This is a genomic window from bacterium (assembly GCA_036524115.1).
In the GTDB taxonomy this organism is placed as follows: Bacteria; JAUVQV01; JAUVQV01; order JAUVQV01; family DATDCY01; genus DATDCY01.
In genome coordinates this window covers 1-16,406 of the sequence record DATDCY010000276.1, presented here as the reverse complement: position 1 = coordinate 16,406, position 16,406 = coordinate 1, and the positions used below count along the sequence as shown (strand labels likewise).

At 73.2% G+C, this 16,406-nt stretch carries 17 protein-coding genes; 13 read left to right on the top strand and 4 right to left on the bottom strand.

From position 1 onward, the window contains the following. Positions 1 to 42: 42 nt before the first annotated feature. Together VI078_13210 and VI078_13205 are read right to left on the bottom strand one after the other, a co-directional pair. Positions 43 to 939, bottom strand: a complete 897-nt coding sequence (locus VI078_13210) for an FkbM family methyltransferase (protein HEY6000241.1) — start codon at positions 937 to 939, stop codon at positions 43 to 45. Then, a complete protein-coding gene (locus tag VI078_13205) occupies positions 936 to 1,685 on the bottom strand; it encodes a class I SAM-dependent methyltransferase (GenBank protein HEY6000240.1) in 750 nt (249 codons plus the stop codon). The genes VI078_13210 and VI078_13205 overlap by 4 nt, the downstream gene beginning before the upstream one ends. 191 nt (positions 1,686 to 1,876) lie before the next feature. Here VI078_13205 and rmuC point away from each other — a divergent pair, with 191 nt between their 5' ends. Beyond that, entirely contained in the window at positions 1,877 to 3,469 is a 1,593-nt protein-coding gene (gene rmuC, locus VI078_13200; GenBank protein ID HEY6000239.1) for a DNA recombination protein RmuC, read from the top strand. Here rmuC and VI078_13195 read toward each other — a convergent pair. Together VI078_13195 and VI078_13190 are read right to left on the bottom strand one after the other, a co-directional pair. Continuing rightward, the gene (locus VI078_13195) at positions 3,466 to 5,355 is read right to left on the bottom strand and encodes an AMP-binding protein (GenBank protein HEY6000238.1); all 1,890 of its coding nucleotides are present in this window, start codon (positions 5,353 to 5,355) and stop codon (positions 3,466 to 3,468) included. The genes rmuC and VI078_13195 overlap by 4 nt on opposite strands. Positions 5,356 to 5,476: 121 nt before the next feature. Beyond that, complete coding sequence (locus tag VI078_13190) at positions 5,477 to 5,767, bottom strand: DUF3467 domain-containing protein (protein ID HEY6000237.1); 291 nt, start codon at positions 5,765 to 5,767, stop codon at positions 5,477 to 5,479. A gap of 74 nt (positions 5,768 to 5,841) precedes the next feature. On the opposite strand from VI078_13190, the gene VI078_13185 reads away from it, so the two are divergent. The 12 genes from VI078_13185 to VI078_13130 form a co-directional block, all read left to right on the top strand. Further along, positions 5,842 to 7,011, top strand: coding sequence for a DHH family phosphoesterase (locus VI078_13185; GenBank protein ID HEY6000236.1), 1,170 nt, complete (start codon positions 5,842 to 5,844; stop codon positions 7,009 to 7,011). Continuing rightward, the gene (locus tag VI078_13180) at positions 7,004 to 8,572 is read left to right on the top strand and encodes a HAMP domain-containing sensor histidine kinase (protein ID HEY6000235.1); all 1,569 of its coding nucleotides are present in this window, start codon (positions 7,004 to 7,006) and stop codon (positions 8,570 to 8,572) included. The genes VI078_13185 and VI078_13180 overlap by 8 nt, the downstream gene beginning before the upstream one ends. Before the next feature lie 45 nt (positions 8,573 to 8,617). After that, complete coding sequence (locus VI078_13175; GenBank protein HEY6000234.1) at positions 8,618 to 9,007, top strand: response regulator; 390 nt, start codon at positions 8,618 to 8,620, stop codon at positions 9,005 to 9,007. Between the two features lie 214 nt (positions 9,008 to 9,221). Continuing rightward, a complete protein-coding gene (locus VI078_13170) occupies positions 9,222 to 10,142 on the top strand; it encodes a phosphate/phosphite/phosphonate ABC transporter substrate-binding protein (protein HEY6000233.1) in 921 nt (306 codons plus the stop codon). 20 nt (positions 10,143 to 10,162) lie between these two features. Continuing rightward, complete coding sequence (locus VI078_13165; GenBank protein HEY6000232.1) at positions 10,163 to 10,675, top strand: hypothetical protein; 513 nt, start codon at positions 10,163 to 10,165, stop codon at positions 10,673 to 10,675. Further along, the gene (gene yedE, locus VI078_13160) at positions 10,672 to 11,745 is read left to right on the top strand and encodes a YedE family putative selenium transporter (protein HEY6000231.1); all 1,074 of its coding nucleotides are present in this window, start codon (positions 10,672 to 10,674) and stop codon (positions 11,743 to 11,745) included. The genes VI078_13165 and yedE overlap by 4 nt, the downstream gene beginning before the upstream one ends. A gap of 31 nt (positions 11,746 to 11,776) precedes the next feature. Further along, positions 11,777 to 12,784, top strand: coding sequence for a right-handed parallel beta-helix repeat-containing protein (locus VI078_13155; protein ID HEY6000230.1), 1,008 nt, complete (start codon positions 11,777 to 11,779; stop codon positions 12,782 to 12,784). Between the two features lie 123 nt (positions 12,785 to 12,907). Further along, on the top strand, positions 12,908 to 13,231 hold the full coding sequence (locus VI078_13150; protein HEY6000229.1) for a PqqD family peptide modification chaperone: 324 nt from the start codon (positions 12,908 to 12,910) through the stop codon (positions 13,229 to 13,231). Continuing rightward, entirely contained in the window at positions 13,228 to 14,241 is a 1,014-nt protein-coding gene (locus VI078_13145) for a GeoRSP system radical SAM/SPASM protein (GenBank protein ID HEY6000228.1), read from the top strand. The genes VI078_13150 and VI078_13145 overlap by 4 nt, the downstream gene beginning before the upstream one ends. Further along, complete coding sequence (locus VI078_13140; protein ID HEY6000227.1) at positions 14,238 to 15,170, top strand: SPASM domain-containing protein; 933 nt, start codon at positions 14,238 to 14,240, stop codon at positions 15,168 to 15,170. Before VI078_13145 ends, VI078_13140 begins: the two co-directional genes overlap by 4 nt. A gap of 91 nt (positions 15,171 to 15,261) precedes the next feature. Then, positions 15,262 to 16,218 (top strand): riboflavin biosynthesis protein RibF, encoded by a 957-nt coding sequence (gene ribF, locus VI078_13135; GenBank protein ID HEY6000226.1) that lies wholly within the window; start codon positions 15,262 to 15,264, stop codon positions 16,216 to 16,218. After that, the coding region (locus tag VI078_13130) for a UPF0104 family protein (protein ID HEY6000225.1) at positions 16,215 to 16,406 on the top strand (192 nt) is incomplete at its 3' end. The genes ribF and VI078_13130, both read left to right, overlap by 4 nt.

Genomic DNA, 16,406 nt, shown 5'->3' with positions numbered 1-16,406 from the left:
CGGCGGTCGTCCGCGCGCCGCCGCGGTGGCCGGCGGCCGCTCTCACCCCATCCTCTCCCGCGGGGTCAGCAGCAGATCGAGGTGGTGGCGCCGGTCGTCGTGGCGCGCCATGACCGCCCCGGCGTCGGCGCCGAGTGAGGTCACCGCGCCGCTCTTCTCGACGATCGCCAGCGCGTAGTCGCACGCGACGACCTGTCGCAGCATCTCGGCGGGGTCGGTGCCGCTGATGTGGCGGATCGTCCCGGGGGCGAACTCGGCGAAGACCAGCGGCCGCTGCCGGCACAGCACTCCGGCCATGCCGGCGAGCACCGCCGGCTCGTGGCCCTCGACGTCGATCTTGACCACGTCGACCCGCGCGTCGCCGACGAGGAGGTCGACGGTCCGCGCCGGGACCCGCGTGGGCGGCGCCGCGCCGGCGAGGGAGCGGGCGAGCAGCGCGGCCTCGTCCTTCGCCGTGAAGCGCGAGCCGATCAGCGCGTCGTACCCGAGCGTCGAGAAGAAGACCTCCCCGTTCGCGTCGCTCGCGGCCAGGTGGTGGACCTCCACGCGGCCCTCGAGGCCGTTGAGCGCGAGGCTCGCGCGCAGGAGGCGGACGTTGCGGTCGTCGGGCTCGACGCTCCAGACGTGCCCGCGGTCGGCGCGCCGCGCCACCGCGAGCGTGAAGAAGCCGATATTTGCGCCGACGTCGACGAAGTGCGTCTCCGGGCCGACCGCGGACAGCAGCCGGCGGGCAAAGCCCGCCTCGTAGTCGCCCAGCGCGAGGATCGGCTTGGAGATCGCCCCGTCGCGCACGTCGACGAGCATCGAGACCCCGTAGCGGGGCAGGTCCTTCACGGTGTACGGCGAGCGCGAGAGCATGCGCAGGTAGGCGCGCGGGCCGCTCGTCAGCGCGGCGCGCGCGCACGCTCCCAGGTAGGCCGGCAGGCGGCGGAGGTTCACGGCCCCTGCGCCCCCCGGAAGAAGTTCGTCTCCAGGCGCGCCCCGTCCAGCCACGCGAGGAACTCGCCGCCGTAGCGGGCGGTCTTCTCGATGAGGAAGAAGATGGAGAAGGCGCACGATGGCAGGACGGCGGCCAGGGGCCGCGCGATCGCCCGCGGGAACGGGTAGAACTGGGACCCGGCGAACTCGCGCACCGCCGCGAAGCCGCCGGCGACCTCGCGGTAGAAGAGCAGCGTGTCGGCCCTGGAGAAGACCCGGACGTGGCCGGAGACCATCTTCGCCTGCGTCGGGTGGACCCCGAACAGGCCCAGCAGACGGTTGTGCAGCGAGAGGACGTTCGGGACGCCGAGCCAGGCGTGGCCGCCGACCCGCAGCGCCCGGAAGACCTCGTGGTTGATCCAGAAGACTTCCTTCGTGTGCTCGAGGACCTGGTTCATGATGACGAGGTCGAGGCTCCCGTCCGCCAACGGCAGCGGCTCGCGCTCGATGTCGACGGACACGGGCGCGATGCCGCGCTCCAGGAGCCGCTCGCGGTTCCAGAGGCCGAAGTCGACCCCGGTGCAGCGCGCGCCGGGGTGCGCCTCGCGGACGATCGCCAGGTCGTCGCCGGCGCCGCACCCGAGGTCGACGCAGTCCGAGACGGCCAGCCGCCGCACGAAGCGGCGCAGCAGGTGCCGGCCGTAGGTCTCCGCGTGGTCGACGATCGTCAACCGGCTGGTCGTGCCGGGCGTGACCTTCTTCAGCATCGTTGGCCGCCTGATCTTCCCGTTGCCGCCGCGGCCGGCCCGCTGCCGTCCGCCGACACGCCTTATACGTGAAGGCGGCCCCTGCTGCCAACTGCCGTGCGCCACTTGATCCGGAGGGCGCCCCGGGCTACCCTCGCGCCGGGATGCGCCGCCGGCCGGCGGCGCCCATGTCGGAAGGACCGGAGACGACGATGGCGGAATCACTGCTCTTCGTGGTGCTGGCGGGACTCGCGGTCGCGCTGGTCCTGCTTGTGGCCGTGCTGCGCGGGCTCCCCTCGCGCCGCGAGGCGTCCATCATCGCGGAGCGCCTGGACTCGCTCGAGAAGGCCGGCGAGCGGGTCGAGCGCGCCGTGCGCGAGGAGACGGCCCGGGGACGGGAAGAGGCGGCGCGGGCCGCCCGGGAGCAGCGCCAGGAGCTGGCGGCGGCGTTCGCGGCCCTCGGGGAGACGCTCGGGCAGCGCCTGGGCGACGTGGCCCGCGTCCAGAAGGCGCAGCTCGACGCCTTCTCCTCGCAGCTGGCGGAATTCGCAAAGGCCAGCGGGGAGCGGCTGGATGCCGTGCGCGTCGAGTCGGCAACCGGCGCCAGGCAGCTGCGCGAGGAGGTCGTGACGACGCTCAACCGGATCGCCGAGACCATGGCCCGGACGATCGGCGAGCTGGCGAGCGCGCAGAACGCGCAGCTCGAGGCGATGTCCTCGCACCTGGGAAAGCTCACCGCGTCGAACGAGCAGAAGCTCGAGGCGGTGCGGGGCACGGTCGAGGCCCGTCTCCAGAGCCTCCAGGGTGACAACGCCCTGAAGCTCGAGCAGATGCGCGCCACCGTCGAGGAGAAGCTGCAGGGGACGCTCGAGAAGCGGCTCGGGGAGTCCTTCAAGCAGGTCAGCGAGCGGCTGGAGCAGGTCTACAAGGGTCTCGGCGAGATGCAGGCGCTCGCCTCGGGCGTCGGCGACCTCAAGAAGATGCTCACGAACGTCAAGACGCGCGGGACCTGGGGCGAGGTGCAGCTCGGGGCCATGCTCGAGCAGGTGCTGACGCCCGAGCAGTACGCCGCGAACGTCGTGACGCGCCCCGGCGGCGGCCCGGTCGAGTTCGCGGTGCGCCTGCCCGGCAGGGGCGGCGACCCCGGGGAGGCGGTCTGGCTCCCGGTCGACGCGAAGTTCCCGATCGAGGACTACCAGCGCCTCGTGGAGGCGCAGGAGCGGGCCGAGCCCGAGGCGGCGGAGACGGCGGCGAAGCAGCTGGAGGCGCGCGTGCGGGCCTGCGCGCGCGACATCAGCGAGAAGTACCTCAACCCCCCGGCCACGACCGACTTCGGCATCCTCTTCCTGCCGACCGAGGGGCTGTTCGCGGAGGTCGCGCGGCGGCCCGGCCTGGCGGACTCGCTGCAGCGGGACTGGCGGGTCATGGTCGCCGGGCCCACGACGCTCTGGTCGATCCTCAACAGCCTGCAGATGGGCTTTCGCACCCTGGCCATCCAGAAGCGCTCGAGCGAGGTCTGGCAGCTGCTGGCGGCGGTCAAGGCGGAGTGGGGCAAGTACGGGGACGTGCTCGACAAGGTCCACAAGAAGCTGCACGAGGCCTCGTCGACCATCGAGAAGGTCCAGGTCCGCACCCGGGCGATCGGGCGCAGGCTCAGGGACGTGGAGGCGCTGCCGGCGGCCGACGCGGGCGCGGCCCTGCGGCTGGAAGCGGCCGCGCTCGAGGACGCCGAGGGCGAGGACGGGGGGGCGGAGCGCGACGCCGCGGAGCAGGACGTCGCCGGCGCGGCCCCCGACGCGCCCTAGCGGAACAGCGACTCGATCTGCGCCGCGTAACGCTCCGTGATCACGGTGCGGCGCATTTTCATCGTCTGCGTCATCTCCTCGCCGACGGCAAACTCGCGCGCCAGCAGCACCACGCGCGGGATGCGCTCGTAGTACTTGAAGCCGCGCTCCTCGGTCAGGAGCCGGTGCATCTCCGCCTTGACCAGCTCGTGCACGTCGGCGCGACCGCAGATCTCCTCGTTCGTCGGCGTGCCCGCCGGGCCGCGCGCGGCGAGCCACTCGCGCACCGCGTCGAAGCCGGGCACGACAAGGGCGCCGAGGTGCTTGCGGTCCTGGCCGACCACCATGACCTGCGAGATGTAGGGGCTCTCCTTGAGCGCCTCCTCGATCGGCGTCGGCTCCACGTTCTCGCCGCCGAGGAGCACGATCGTCTCCTTGGCGCGGCCGGTCAGCGCCAGCTCGCCGCGCACCGTCAGGCGGCCGAGGTCCCCCGTGTTGAACCAGCCGTCGGCCGAGAGGACCTTCGCGGTCTCCTCCGGCCGGCGGTAGTAACCGAGCATCACCTGGTCGCCGCGGCAGAGCACGATCCCCTTCTGGCCCTGGGGCAGGTCGCGGCCGTGCTCGTCGACGATGCGGACCTCGGTCCCGGGGATCGGTTCCCCGACCGTCCCCAGCACCTGCCGGTCGAACGTGCGCGCCGCCACCACCGGCGAGGTCTCGGTCAGGCCGTAGCCCTCGAGCAGCGTGATGCCGACCGCCGCGAAGAACTCATCGACGTACGGGGGCAGCGCCCCGCCGCCGGAGACCGCCGCGCGCAGCCGCCCTCCCGTGCGCTCGCGGATCGCCGCGAACTTCTTCTGCGCGAAGGCGTGCACCGGCGCGAGCGCGGCGAGCGTCGCGGCGGCGCCGAGGACGCGCGCCAGGCGTGCCGGGGCCGACGGCGCCGTGAACAGGGTGTCGCGCCCCTGCAGGACCTTGCGCGCGAAGACCGAGCGCCGGCTCGCCCCGAGCAGCAGCCGGAAGATCCGCTGCTTGGCCGCCGGCTCCTTCGCGATGTTCGCGGTGACCCGCCCGTAGATCCCCTCCCAGACGCGCGGGACGCTCGCCATGAAGGTCGGCTTCTCGCGCGCCATGTCGGCGGCGAGGGTGCGGATGCTGCTGTAGAACTGCGTGGCCCCGGCGGAGATCGCCACGTACTCCACCATGCGCTCGAAGATGTGCCACGGCGGCAGCAGCGAGATGAACAGGTCCTCGTGCGTGATCTGCAGATGGTCCGGGAGCACCGTGATGTTCTGCATCAGGTTGCGGTGCGCGAGCATGACGCCCTTGGGCTCGCCGGTGGTCCCCGAGGTGTAGATGATCGTCGCGACGTCCTCCGGCCCGATCGCGGCGCGCGATGCCTCCAGGCGGCGGTCGCCGCCGGCGCGCAGCACGCGCCCCTTCTCGATGAGGTCCTCGAGCCGGTGCACGTCGCAGGGCAGCTCGCCGCCGAAGCCGGGGTCGAGCACGACGATCAGCTTCAGCCCCGGCAGGCGCTCGCGCATCTCGACGAGCCGGTCGAACCGCCGCGCGTCCTCGACAAACGCCGCCGTCGCGCCCGAGTGCCCGAGGATGTACTCGATCTCCTTCGGCGTGGTGTCGCTCCCGCGCGGCACGTCCGGGGCGCCGATGCTCACGCAGGCCAGGTCGGCGACGATCCACTCCGGGCGGTTGTCCGAGATCAGCCCGACCCGGTCGCCCCGGTGCACGCCGAGGGCGAGCAGGGAGGTCCCGAGGGCGGCGACCCGCTCGGCCAGTTCCGCGTAGGTGTAGGTGACGAGCTTCTCGCCGGCGCGGTGCCGGAAGGCGGGGCGCTCACCGTGGCGGCCGACGACCTCGAGGAACATCCCGGCGACAGTCTCTGCCATCTCTCCCCCCCCTGCGGCGCCCCCGGGCCGCTGCGCCCGGGCGCTGGTGCCTGCGGCGGGCGCGGCACGGGCGGCTTGACGGCCGCCGGCGCCGGCCCGAGAATATTCCCCCGTGCGAGCCCTAGTTGGTGAAGCCTATGGAGCCGGGGCCCGGATCGGGCGCCGCCGTGACGGTGCCGTGCGTCGCCTCGTACCGCGCCAGGTTCTGCTGCAGCGCCTGGATCACGCGCTTGAGGTGTCCCGGGTGGATCAGGACCCGGGCGTTGCAGACGGCCTGCGGCGGCAGCGTCAGGATGAAGTCCAGCACGAACTCCTCGGCGGTGTGCGCGACCACCAGGGTGTTGGCGTAGCAGCCCCGGAGGATCTCGTCGCTGATCTTGACCTTGACTTCTCGTTGCTGCTGGCTGGACACGGGCGGGCTCCTTTCTCCTGCGGCGTTGCCGCTGTGTCTATCACCCGACCGCGAAGCCTGTCAAACCCCCGCCCGTGAGCGAGGACCACGCCCCCGCCCCGCACGCCGCATCCCCGGAGGACCCGCTCGCCGGGCTGCTGCGGGCGGTGGCCGGGTCGCACGCCGTCGTCGTCTGCGCCCACCGCAACCCCGACCCCGACTCGATCTCCAGCGCGCTGGCGCTGCGCTTCCTGCTCGAGCACCTGGCGGGGGTGCGGGCCGCCGTGGCCTACGAGGGGATGATCGGCCGCGCCGAGAACCGCGCCATGGTCAGCCTCCTGCGCCTGCCCCTGCGCCCGCTCGAGAGCCTGCCGGCGCTCGACTGGGGCCACGTCGCGCTCGTCGACACCCAGCCGCGGTCCGGCAACAACTCCGTCCCGCGCGCCGCGCGCCCGCTCGTGGTCATCGACCACCACCCGGCGCTCAAGTCGACGGCGGCGGCGTGGGTGGACATCCGGCCCGGTTACGGCGCGACGGCCACCATCCTCGCCGAGTACCTGCAGCTTTCCGGGCTGGCGGTCCCGCCCTGGCTGGCCACGGCCCTGGCCTACGGCATCTCCTCGGAGACGCGGGACCTCGGCCACGGGGCGGACGAGCGCGACCTGGAGGCGTACCTGTGGCTCTACCCGAAGGTGCGCAAGCGGATCCTCGCCCGCATCGAGCACCCCCGCCTGCCGCGCTCGTACTTCGCCGTCCTCGACCGCGCCCTGCACCGGGCGGTCTCCTACCGCAACGTGATCGGCACGCGGCTCGGGCGGGTCGAGAGCCCCGACGCCGTCGCGCAGATCGCCGACTTCCTCCTCGCCCACGAGCGCATGGGCTGGTCGGTCGTGACCGGCCGCCACGGCGGCCTGCTCCACATCTCGCTGCGGGCCGCGCGGGGCCGCGGGGCCGGGCGGCTGCTGCGCGAGGTGCTCCGGGAGCGGGGGACGGCCGGCGGGCACGGGCGCATGGCCGGCGGGCAGGTCGACGTCGCGGGGCTCACGGACTTCGAGGTCGAGGCGCTGGAGGAGGAGCTGCTCGCGCGGCTGCTCGCGCTGCTCGGCTTCCATGGCCGGGCGGAATTCCGGCCGCTGCTGGCGCGGCCCGGCGAGCCCCCGGCCCTTGCCATGGGGCAGAGCGCTGATGTAGCATCGCCGGGGCCGGAGTCCGGCGGCAGCATCCCGGGGGGGGGGACCATGAGCGGCGCGCGGCACGATGATTGACCTGATCGCGCAACGACTGCAGGCGAAGATCGTCGCCGGTGTCGCGCTCGTCCTCGTCGTCTTCCTCGGGGCCTCGTACAGCATCACGACCTACCTCACCCTGACCTCGCTCAACGAGGCGTTCGAGGACGCCACCCGCCGCAAGGCGGTGCTGCTCATGGACGCGATCTACAACAACATCGCCTACACCACCGAGGGCGGCCACATGCGCCAGCTGCTCCAGATGGCCGAGCTGACCAACTCCTACACCGAGCTGCAGCAGCTGGTGATCTTCTCGCAGGACGGCACGATCCGCCAGTCGCTCAACCCGAAGGACATCGGCAAGAAGATCTCGGAGGTCCACTACGACGTCTACCTCAACAACGAGGTCAAGGGGAAGGCCTACGACGCGGGGAGCGAGCGGCAGTTCTGCATGGTCCGTCCCCTGTTCAACCAGGAGCGCTGCCACGGCTGCCACGACAAGGGCAAGCGGGTCCTCGGCGTCCTGGACGTCTGCCTCAACATGGCCGAGGCCAAGGCGCGCATGGCGAAGAACCGCGACATCATGCGCGCGGGCGGGGCGACGGGGGCCATCGCCACCGTGCTCGCGACGTCGCTCGCGCTCTCGCTGTTGCTGGGCTACCTGGTGAGCCGGCCGGTCCAGCGGATGGTCCGCACGATCCGCGAGGTCGAGGGCGGCAACATGGAGGCGCGCGTCGAGCTCGCCACCCGCGACGAGCTCGGCGTCATGGGCCGCAGCTTCAACTCGATGATCGAGACAATCCGCAAGCTCAACGAGATGAAGGACGACTTCATCTCGATCGTCTCGCACGAGCTGCGCACGCCGCTGACCTCGATCAAGTACTTCGCCGAGGTCATGATGGAGCGCGTCGGCTCCGTCGATCCGGCGCGCCAGCAGAAGTACCTGCGGGTGATCAACGAGGAGACCGACCGGCTCACCCGCCTCATCAACGACCTGCTCGACCTGCAGAAGATCAGCGCCGGGAAGTTCAAGTGGAAGGTCGAGGAGGTCAGCATCGAGCAGGCGCTGCGCACGACGGCGCAGACCTTCGCCGGCGCCGGGGCGGCGCGCAACGTGCGTCTGGTCTCCGAGGTCGACGCCGGGCTGCCGATCGTGCTGGGCGACCACGACAAGCTGGTGCAGGTGGTCGCCAACCTGCTCTCCAACGCCATCAAGTTCACCCGCCCGGGAAGCAAGGTCGTGCTTTCGGCCGAGCGCGGCAGCGAGGTCGGGCGGCTCACGGACCGGCGCTTCCGCACCTACGTGCAGATCGCGGTCTCGGACGAGGGCATCGGCATCGCCCCCGAGAACATCGAGAAGATCTTCGAGAAGTTCCAGCAGGTCGAGGACCACTTCACGCGCAGCCAGGGCGGCACGGGGCTCGGGCTCTCGATCTGCAAGGAGATCGTGCTGCACCACGGCGGCAGGATCTGGGCCGAGAGCGAGGTCGGGGCGGGGAGCACCTTCTACTTCACGATCCCCTACGAGGAGAAGCCGGAAGGCGAGCGCGCCGCGCCCGCCGCGTTGGAGAAGGAGACGGCCAGCGCGGCATCGGGCTGACCGGCGGGCTCCGGGGGCTGCGAACAAGGAGAGGCGGGAAAGACGATGGCCAAGAAGATCCTCGTGTGCGACGACGAGCCCTACATCCTCATGGCCCTCCAGGACGCCGTGGAGATGGAGGGATACGACTGCGTGACCGCGGTCAACGGCAGGGAGGCGCTCCAGAAGGCCCGCGAGGAGCTCCCGGACCTGATCATGCTCGACATCATGATGCCCTACATGGACGGGTTCGAGGTCTGCCGCGAGCTCAAGGCCGATGCGGCGACGCGCGACATCCCGGTGATCATGCTCACCGCGAAGAGCCAGCAGGTCGACATCCAGAAGGGCAAGGAGGCCGGCGCGGACGACTACATCACCAAGCCGTTCCGCCCGAGCACGCTGCGCAAGAAGTTCAACGAGGTCCTCGACGCCCGCCACATCATCGAGGAAGAGTAGCGGCGGGAGGCGCGCTAAGGGCCCACCAGCGCCCGGCGGATTTACCTTGCCCCGCATAGCCGCTTGGCGGGCGCTTCGATGGGGGCTGCGCCCCCTTTGGCGCGGCTGCCGCCGCTGTCACCCCCCCCCAAAGACCAGCGCATCTGGACCCTTATCGCGCCTCCCGCATCCCATGAGAATGGAGGATGAGGTGTGTGACAGGGTCGGGGCAGGCATGAGCGCCCACGGGCGTCTGCTGCGGCCGGTCCTCGCCATAGCTCTCGGCGTGCTGCTTGCGCTCGCGGGCTGCGGGCGCGGCGGCGGCGGGGACGCGCGCCCGCTGCGCGTCGCCTTCATGATCTGCAACAGCGTCGAGGAGACGCGCGGCCGCTTTGCCCCGCTGGCCGCGCACCTCGCCGAGCAGCTCGGGCGGCGCGTCCAGCCCGTCTGGCTCGACACGGCCGACTTCGACGAGGCGGTGCGCGCCGGCCGCTTCGACCTGATCCACACCAACAGCTACCTCTACGTCTGGTTCCACGAGAGCTACGGCTTCCGGGTGGTCGCCGGCGAGTCGCGCGGCAAGGACGGCGCGTACTCGACGGGCACGATCATCGTCGGCCGCGACAGCCAGGTGCGCTCGCCGGCCGAGCTGCGCGGCAAGCGCTTCATCTTCGGCCCCCCGTTCGCCCCGACGGCGTATCTCTCGCCCTACTGGCTGCTGCTCGAGGCCGGGCTCGACCCCGAGAAGGACCTCGGGTACTATGCGTTCCCCGCCGGCTCCTACAAGCACGAGAAGGCGATCTTCGCGGTGGTCAACGGCGCCTTCGACGCGGGCGCCGGGCCGGCGCTGGACCTGGAGGTCATGGAGGCCGACGGCAAGCTCCTGCCGGGCGACTACCGGGTGATCGCCCGCGGCCCCCGCGTCCCCTACTGCGTCTTCTCCGCGGCGCCGACGTTGCCGGAGTCGACGGTGGAGGACGTCCGCACGGCGCTGTTCGCCGTCAACGCGGACACCGTGGCGGCCGTCGACGGCGAGGTGCGCAAGGTGCTGCGGAGCGCGCTCGTCTCCGGGTTCGTCCCGCTCCGGGAAGAGGAGTTCGAGCCGGTCCGCGCGATGGCCAAGAGGTGTAACCTGCCGCCTTACGCCAAGTATTGACGGCTCGGGGTACTGATGTGATGCGCAGCGCTGGCACCGCGGCAGGGAGACGGGATTGGCTCGACCGGGCCACGGCCGTGCTGCTGCTGCTCGCCGTCGTGGCGGCGCTGGCCGCCGCCGGTCGCCTCGCCGCCGCGGGCGCGGACGGCGGCGAGCTGCTCGCCGCGATGCGCGAGCGCACCGACCGGCGCCTCGTGGCCGAGCGCGAGCAGCTGCGGTCGGCGCTGGCGGGCGGCGCCCCCGGCGCCGGAGCCCTCGCGGCAGCGCAGGCAGCCGCAGCCCGGCTCGCCGACAACTCCCAGATCCACCTGTACCTGGCGGAGGCGCACCGCGAGCGCGGCGAGGCGGAGGCCGCGCTGCGCGAGTACCGCCGCGCGGTCGAGCTGGTGCGCGACTACGCCGACCGCCGCTCGCGCCACTACGTCGGCGCGGAGCTGGGTCCCTGGCTGCGCGGGATCCGCGCGAAGGTCCCCTGGCCCGCCCTGGGCGACCTGTACTACCTCGAGCGCGCGCTCGCCGGCGGCTGCGCATGAGCGCGCCGATGCGGCGGTTCCTCGCCCGTCTCTCCCCGCACCTCGACCTGCTGTCGGGCCTCGCCCTGGGGCTCGCCGGGGCCGGCCTCGTCCTCCTCGGCAACCCGCGCAACTCCGGCATCTGCGCCTCGTGCTTCGCGGAGAACGTCGCGGGGGCGCTGCGCCTGCACGGCGACCCGCGCATGAGCTACCTGCGGCCGGAGCTGCCCGGGTTCGTCCTCGGCGCGACCCTCGCGGCGCTGGCCGGGCGCGGCTTCCAGACGCGCGGCGGCTCGGCGCCGCTCGTGCGCTTCTTCGTCGGCGCGTTCCTCATCGTCGGCTCGGCGGTCTTCCTCGGCTGCCCGATCAAGGCGATGCTGCGCCTCGCCGGCGGCGACCTGACCGCGGTCGCCGGCATCGCGGGCCTCGTCGCCGGCGCCTGGGTCGGCGTGCTCTTCCTCAAGCGGGGCTTCTTCCTGGGCAAGTCCGCGCGCACGGGCGCGCTCGCCGGCTGGGTGGTCCCCGCGGGGATGGGGCTGCTGGCCGCCGCCTCGGTGCTGGCGCCGCCGTCGTTCACCGGCGGGATCATCGGCTCGGCGCGCGAGCACGCGCCGCCGCTGGCCTCGCTCGCCATCGGGCTGGCCGTGGGGGCGCTGGCGCAGCGCTCGAAGTTCTGCGTCACCGGCTCGCTGCGCAACTTCTTCCTCACGCGCAGCGCGCGGATGCTCGGCGGCCTCGGGCTGCTGCTTGCCGCCGCCTTCGCCGTCAACCTCGCCGGCGGGCTCTTCCAGCCCGGCCTCAACGACCAGCCCGGCTCGCACCCGGACGCGGGCTGGTCGGCGGCCGGCATGTTCGTCGTCGGCCTCGGCGGCGTGCTCATCGGCGGCTGCCCCTTCCGCCAGCTCGTGCTGGCCGGCGAGGGGGACGCCGACGCCGGGGCGGCGGTGCTCGGCATGCTCGTCGCCGGCGGCCTCGTGCAGTCGTGGGGGCTGCGCAGCACGATCGCGGGGGCGACGCCCGCGGGGCAGTTCGCGACGCTGCTCGGCCTCGTCCTCGTCCTCGGCATGGCGCTGGCGTATCGCGACCGCTGATATGGGCCCATCAGCGTCCGGCGGAGTTGCATTGTCCGGCACAGCCGTCTGGCGGACGCTTCCATGGGGGCTTCGCCCCCTCTGGCGCGGCTGGCGCCGCTGTCACCCCCGGAAATGCCAGCGCATCTGGACCCATCTGAGCGGTCGCGCCGCGAAGGGAGAGACAGCAGAGAACCACGGCGGAGCGCGCAGCTCGGCGGCCGCACGGCAGCGCCACGTCCCCGCGGCACTGGGCACGCTGGCTGCCGCGGCCCTCCTCGCCGCCGGCTGCGCGCACTTCGGCCAGCCGGCGGCGCGCGAGATCGTCTGGGAGGGGGCGGTGACCGTGCGCGACGACGTGCTGGTCGCCGCCGGCGAGCGGCTCGTCGTGCGCCCCGGCACCCGCGTCACCTTCGCCTTCCGCGACGACGACGGCGACGGCGCCGGGGACGCCCGCATCCTCGTGCGCGGCGCCATCGACGCCGGCGGGAGCGCGGCTGCGCCCGTCACGTTCGCTGCCGAGCGCCCCGGCGCCGCGGGCGCCGCCGGGTGGAAGGAGATCCTGGTCGAGGACGCCGCCGACGCGCTCTTCGTGGAGTGCCGCTTCTCGGGCGCGCAGCAGGCGGTGCACGCGCACCGCACGCCGCTCATCGTCGAGCGCTGCCGCTTCGAGGGCAACGCCATCGGCCTGCGCTTCACCGGGGGGCCGGTCTCGGTCCACGCGAGCGCCTTCGCGGGCAACGGGACCGCGGTGCGCTTCTGGGCGAGCAGTCCGGAGATCACCGCGAACGACTTCGCGGACAACGGCACTGCCGTGTTCGTGCGCGAGTGCTCGCCGCGCGTCGTGCTCCGGGGGAACAACTTCCGCGCGAGTGCGGACTATCACGTGAAGCTCGGCGAGGCCCAGCCGGAGGACGTCGACGCCCGGGGCAACTGGTGGGGGACCGCGGACCCGACCGAGATCGAGCGGCTGATTTACGACAGGCTGGACGCCGACTACATCGGCCGGGTGCGCTATGATTGGCCGAAGTCCGGGCCGTGGCGGCTGGACGTGCCTTAGGACGGGAGCTGCCAGGGGACGGAATTCATTCCGTCCCCGAACGAAGAGGACGACAAGGGGACGGGACGGGGACGACAAGGGGACGGAATTCATTCTGTCCCCGGACGAGGGGAACGGAACACGGTGAACGAGAACACACGCTGGCGGCGCCGCCCGGGCCTGCCGTGGCGCGAGGAGCAGGACGCGGCCCGCGAGGCTCTCGCCGCGCTCGAGGCGGGGCAGGACGCGGGCGGCGAGGGCACGCTGCTGATCGTGGAGCGCGGCCGCGTCACCGAGCTGAACCTGCTCGGCGGCGAGATCTGGAAGCTCTGCGACGGCTCGCGCGACGCCGACGCGATCGTCGAGACGCTGCTGCCGCGCTTCGAGGTCGAGCGGGACGAGCTGGCCGCCGACGTGCGGGCGTTCCTCGCGGACCTCGCGGCCCGGGGCTGGGTGGTGCCGGCGTGAGCGCGCCCCCGAAGGTCTACTCCGCGCCGCTGCTCGTCAACTGGAGCCTCAACTACAGCTGCAACTTCTCGTGCGAGCACTGCTACTCGCGGCTCGAACGCGCGGAGGAGCTGCCGACGGGGCAGGCGCTCGAGGCCGGGCGGCGCCTCGCGCAGGCGGGCGTGCTGTTCGCGAACTTCGGCGGCGGCGAGCCGCTGCTGCGGCGCGACCTGCTGCCGCTGGCGCGCGAGCTCTCGTCGCTCGGCCTCTCGCTCTCGATGAACTCCAACGGCTGGCTGCTGGACGAGCGTGCCGCCGCCGGGTTGCGCGAGGCTGGCTTCGCGAGCGTCGGGCTCTCGCTCGACAGCCACCGCGCCGAGGTGCACGACCGCTTCCGCAACCGGCCCGGCAGCCACGGGCGGGTGCTCGACGCGGCCGGCCACCTGGTGCGCGCCGGGCTCAAGCTGACGCTCTCGACCGTCGTCTGCCGGATCAACCACCGCGAGCTGCCGCCGCTGCTCGAGCTGGCGCGGCAGCTGGGTGCCGCGCAGGTCTTCCTCCACAACTTCAAGTGCAGCGGCAAGGGGATGGAACACCGCTTCGAGCTGGACCTCGAGCCGGCCGAGTGGCGCGAGTTCTACCGCGAGGCGCTCTCGTTCGCCGGCAACCCGGCGTGGCCGGAGATCTCGTTCGACGACCCGATCCTCGCGTCGCTGGGCGCGCGGGACGCCGAGCACGGCATCCCCGGCTCGACCTGCGGCAAGCTCTCGCTGCACCTGCGGCCGAACGGGGACATCACGCCCTGCGGCTTCATCCCCCTCGTGCTCGGCAACATCCTGCGCGACGACCTGCGGGAGCTCTGGCGCACCTCGCCGGTGCTCGAGGCGATGCGCCACAAGACCGCCAAGGGCAAGTGCACGTCGTGCGGCCACTACGCCGCCTGCCTCGGCGGCTGCACCGCACGGGCGTTCGCCGTCAGCGGAGATCTCAACGCGCCCGACCCCCACTGCTGGGAGAATCCCTGCGGGTGAGGAGGCTCGCGGCGCCGCTGCGCCTGACCTGGGACTGGGACTGGCCGCCGATCGTGCACCCGGGCGCGCCGCGCCGGCGGCCGACGCCGGAGGAGGTCCGGACGATCGGCGCCGAGATCGTGCGCGCCGGCGTGCTGCTGCTCGAGGTCGGCTATCCCGACGCGCAGGCGGTGCGCTCGGGCGAGCTGGCCGGCGCGCTCGCCGGTTTCGCGGGGAGCCTCTCGGTCGTGCTTGACCCGCGCGGGGCCGAGGCGCTGGCCGGCGTGGACCTGTGCGCGGACCTCGGCGCGGAGGAGGTCTGGGTCGACGCGACGCCGGTGGGCGACTGCGGCCTCCCGGCGGTGCCGGCGGCGTGGCCCGCGGTCCGCTTCCACCTCACGGCGGCGAACGCCGCGGCGGTTGCCGCCGGGATCGAGCGTGCCGCGGGCGCGGGCGCCACGGCGGTCTCGCTCCCGAACCTGCCTCTCTTCGGCGAGTTGCTGCGCGCGCAGGGGGCGGCGCCGACCGCGCGGGAACTCGGCGTCGTCGCCGACGCGATCGTCGCGGCGTTGCGCCGCCGGCCCGACCTCGATCTGCGCATCCACCACTACGGCCTCTGGGAGCGGCTGCGTGCCGCCGGGGTGCAGCCGCGGGGCGAGGCCGGGGAAGGCGGCTGCCAGGCCGGGGCCGCCCTCGCGTACATCGATCCGGCGGGCGTCCTGCATCCCTGCGCCTCGCTCCCCGTCCCGCTTGCCCGGGTCGGGTCGGGCGCCATACGCGCCGCGTGGGCCGGCGCCGAGCTGGCCGCGCTGCGCGCGGAGGTCGAGCGGGTGCCGGCACGCTGCGCCGCCTGTCCCGCCGAGGCCTCCTGCCGGGGCGGCTGCCGCGGCTGGGCGCACTACCTCACGGGAACCTGGGACGCAACGGGCCCGGACTGCACGAGACCGTAGGCGCCGGCCAATCGGGAGAGTTTCTTCCGCCCCAGGGCGGTAGGGGCCCTTCTCCGCAGCGCCGCCGGGCGGGATGCTATACTCACCCCCCATGCTGAAGACCCCTGCCCGCCGGCTGATCGTCGCCCGCGACGTGCGCGACCTCGGGCAGGCGTGCGCCCGTCCCGTTGTCGCGCTTGGCAAGTTCGACGGCGTCCACCGCGGCCACGCCAAGCTCCTCGCCGCCGTGCGGCGGCTGGCGCAGCGGGCGGGGGCGCCCTCGATGGCGGTGACGTTCGACGTCCACCCCGACGCCCTGCTGCGCCCGCACCAGGTGCCGCCGGTGCTCACGACCACCGAGGAGAAGACGGCGGCGATCGCGGCCTCCGGCGTCGACTGCCTGCTCTACCTCGAGTTCACCGCCGAGTTCGCCCGGCTGTCGGCCCGGGAGTTCGCCCGCGACTTTCTCGCCGGGGCGCTCGGCGCGCGCATGGTCCTCGCGGGAGAGACGTTTCGCTTCGGCCGCAACCGCGGCGGCGACACCGAGATGCTGCGCCGCTGGGGCCCGCAGCTGGGGTTCGGCTTCCGCGCGGTGCCGCAGGCCACCGTGGGCGGCGAGCCGGTCTCCTCGACGCGGATCCGCCGCGTCGTCGCGGCCGGCGAGATGCGGCTGGCCGCGGCCCTTCTCGGGCGCCCCTACAGCGTCGAGGGCGAGGTCGACCACGGCGTGCGCCGCGGCCGTGCGCTCGGCGCGCCCACGGCCAACCTGCGCCTCCCCGGCAAGCTGCTCCCCCCGGACGGGGTGTACCTGGCGCGGGCGGCCATCGACGGCGGCGCGGCGCTGCCGGCGATCGTCAACCTCGGCACCTCGCCGACCTTCGGGGCCGGCGAGCGGCGCCTCGAGGTGCATGTCCTGCGCTTCTCCGGCGACCTCTACGGGCGGCGCGTCCGGGTCTTCTTCGAGCGCCAGCTGCGGCACGAGCTGCGGTTCCCCGACGCGGCGTCCCTCGCGCGACAGATCCGCCTCGACGTCGCGCGGGCCGAGCGGCACTTCAAGGTCGCCCGGTGACCCGGCGGTTCCTCGTGGGCGCCGCCGTCGGCGCCTTCTTCCTCTGGCTCGCGCTGCGCAACGTCAGCTTCGGCGAGATCGCCGCCACCGTCGCCCGCACGAGCGTGCCCGCCTTCGTCGCGTTCACGCTGATGCACGTGGGCAGCCTCGGGATTCGCGCCCTGCGCTGGCGGGCCCTCGTGCGCCCG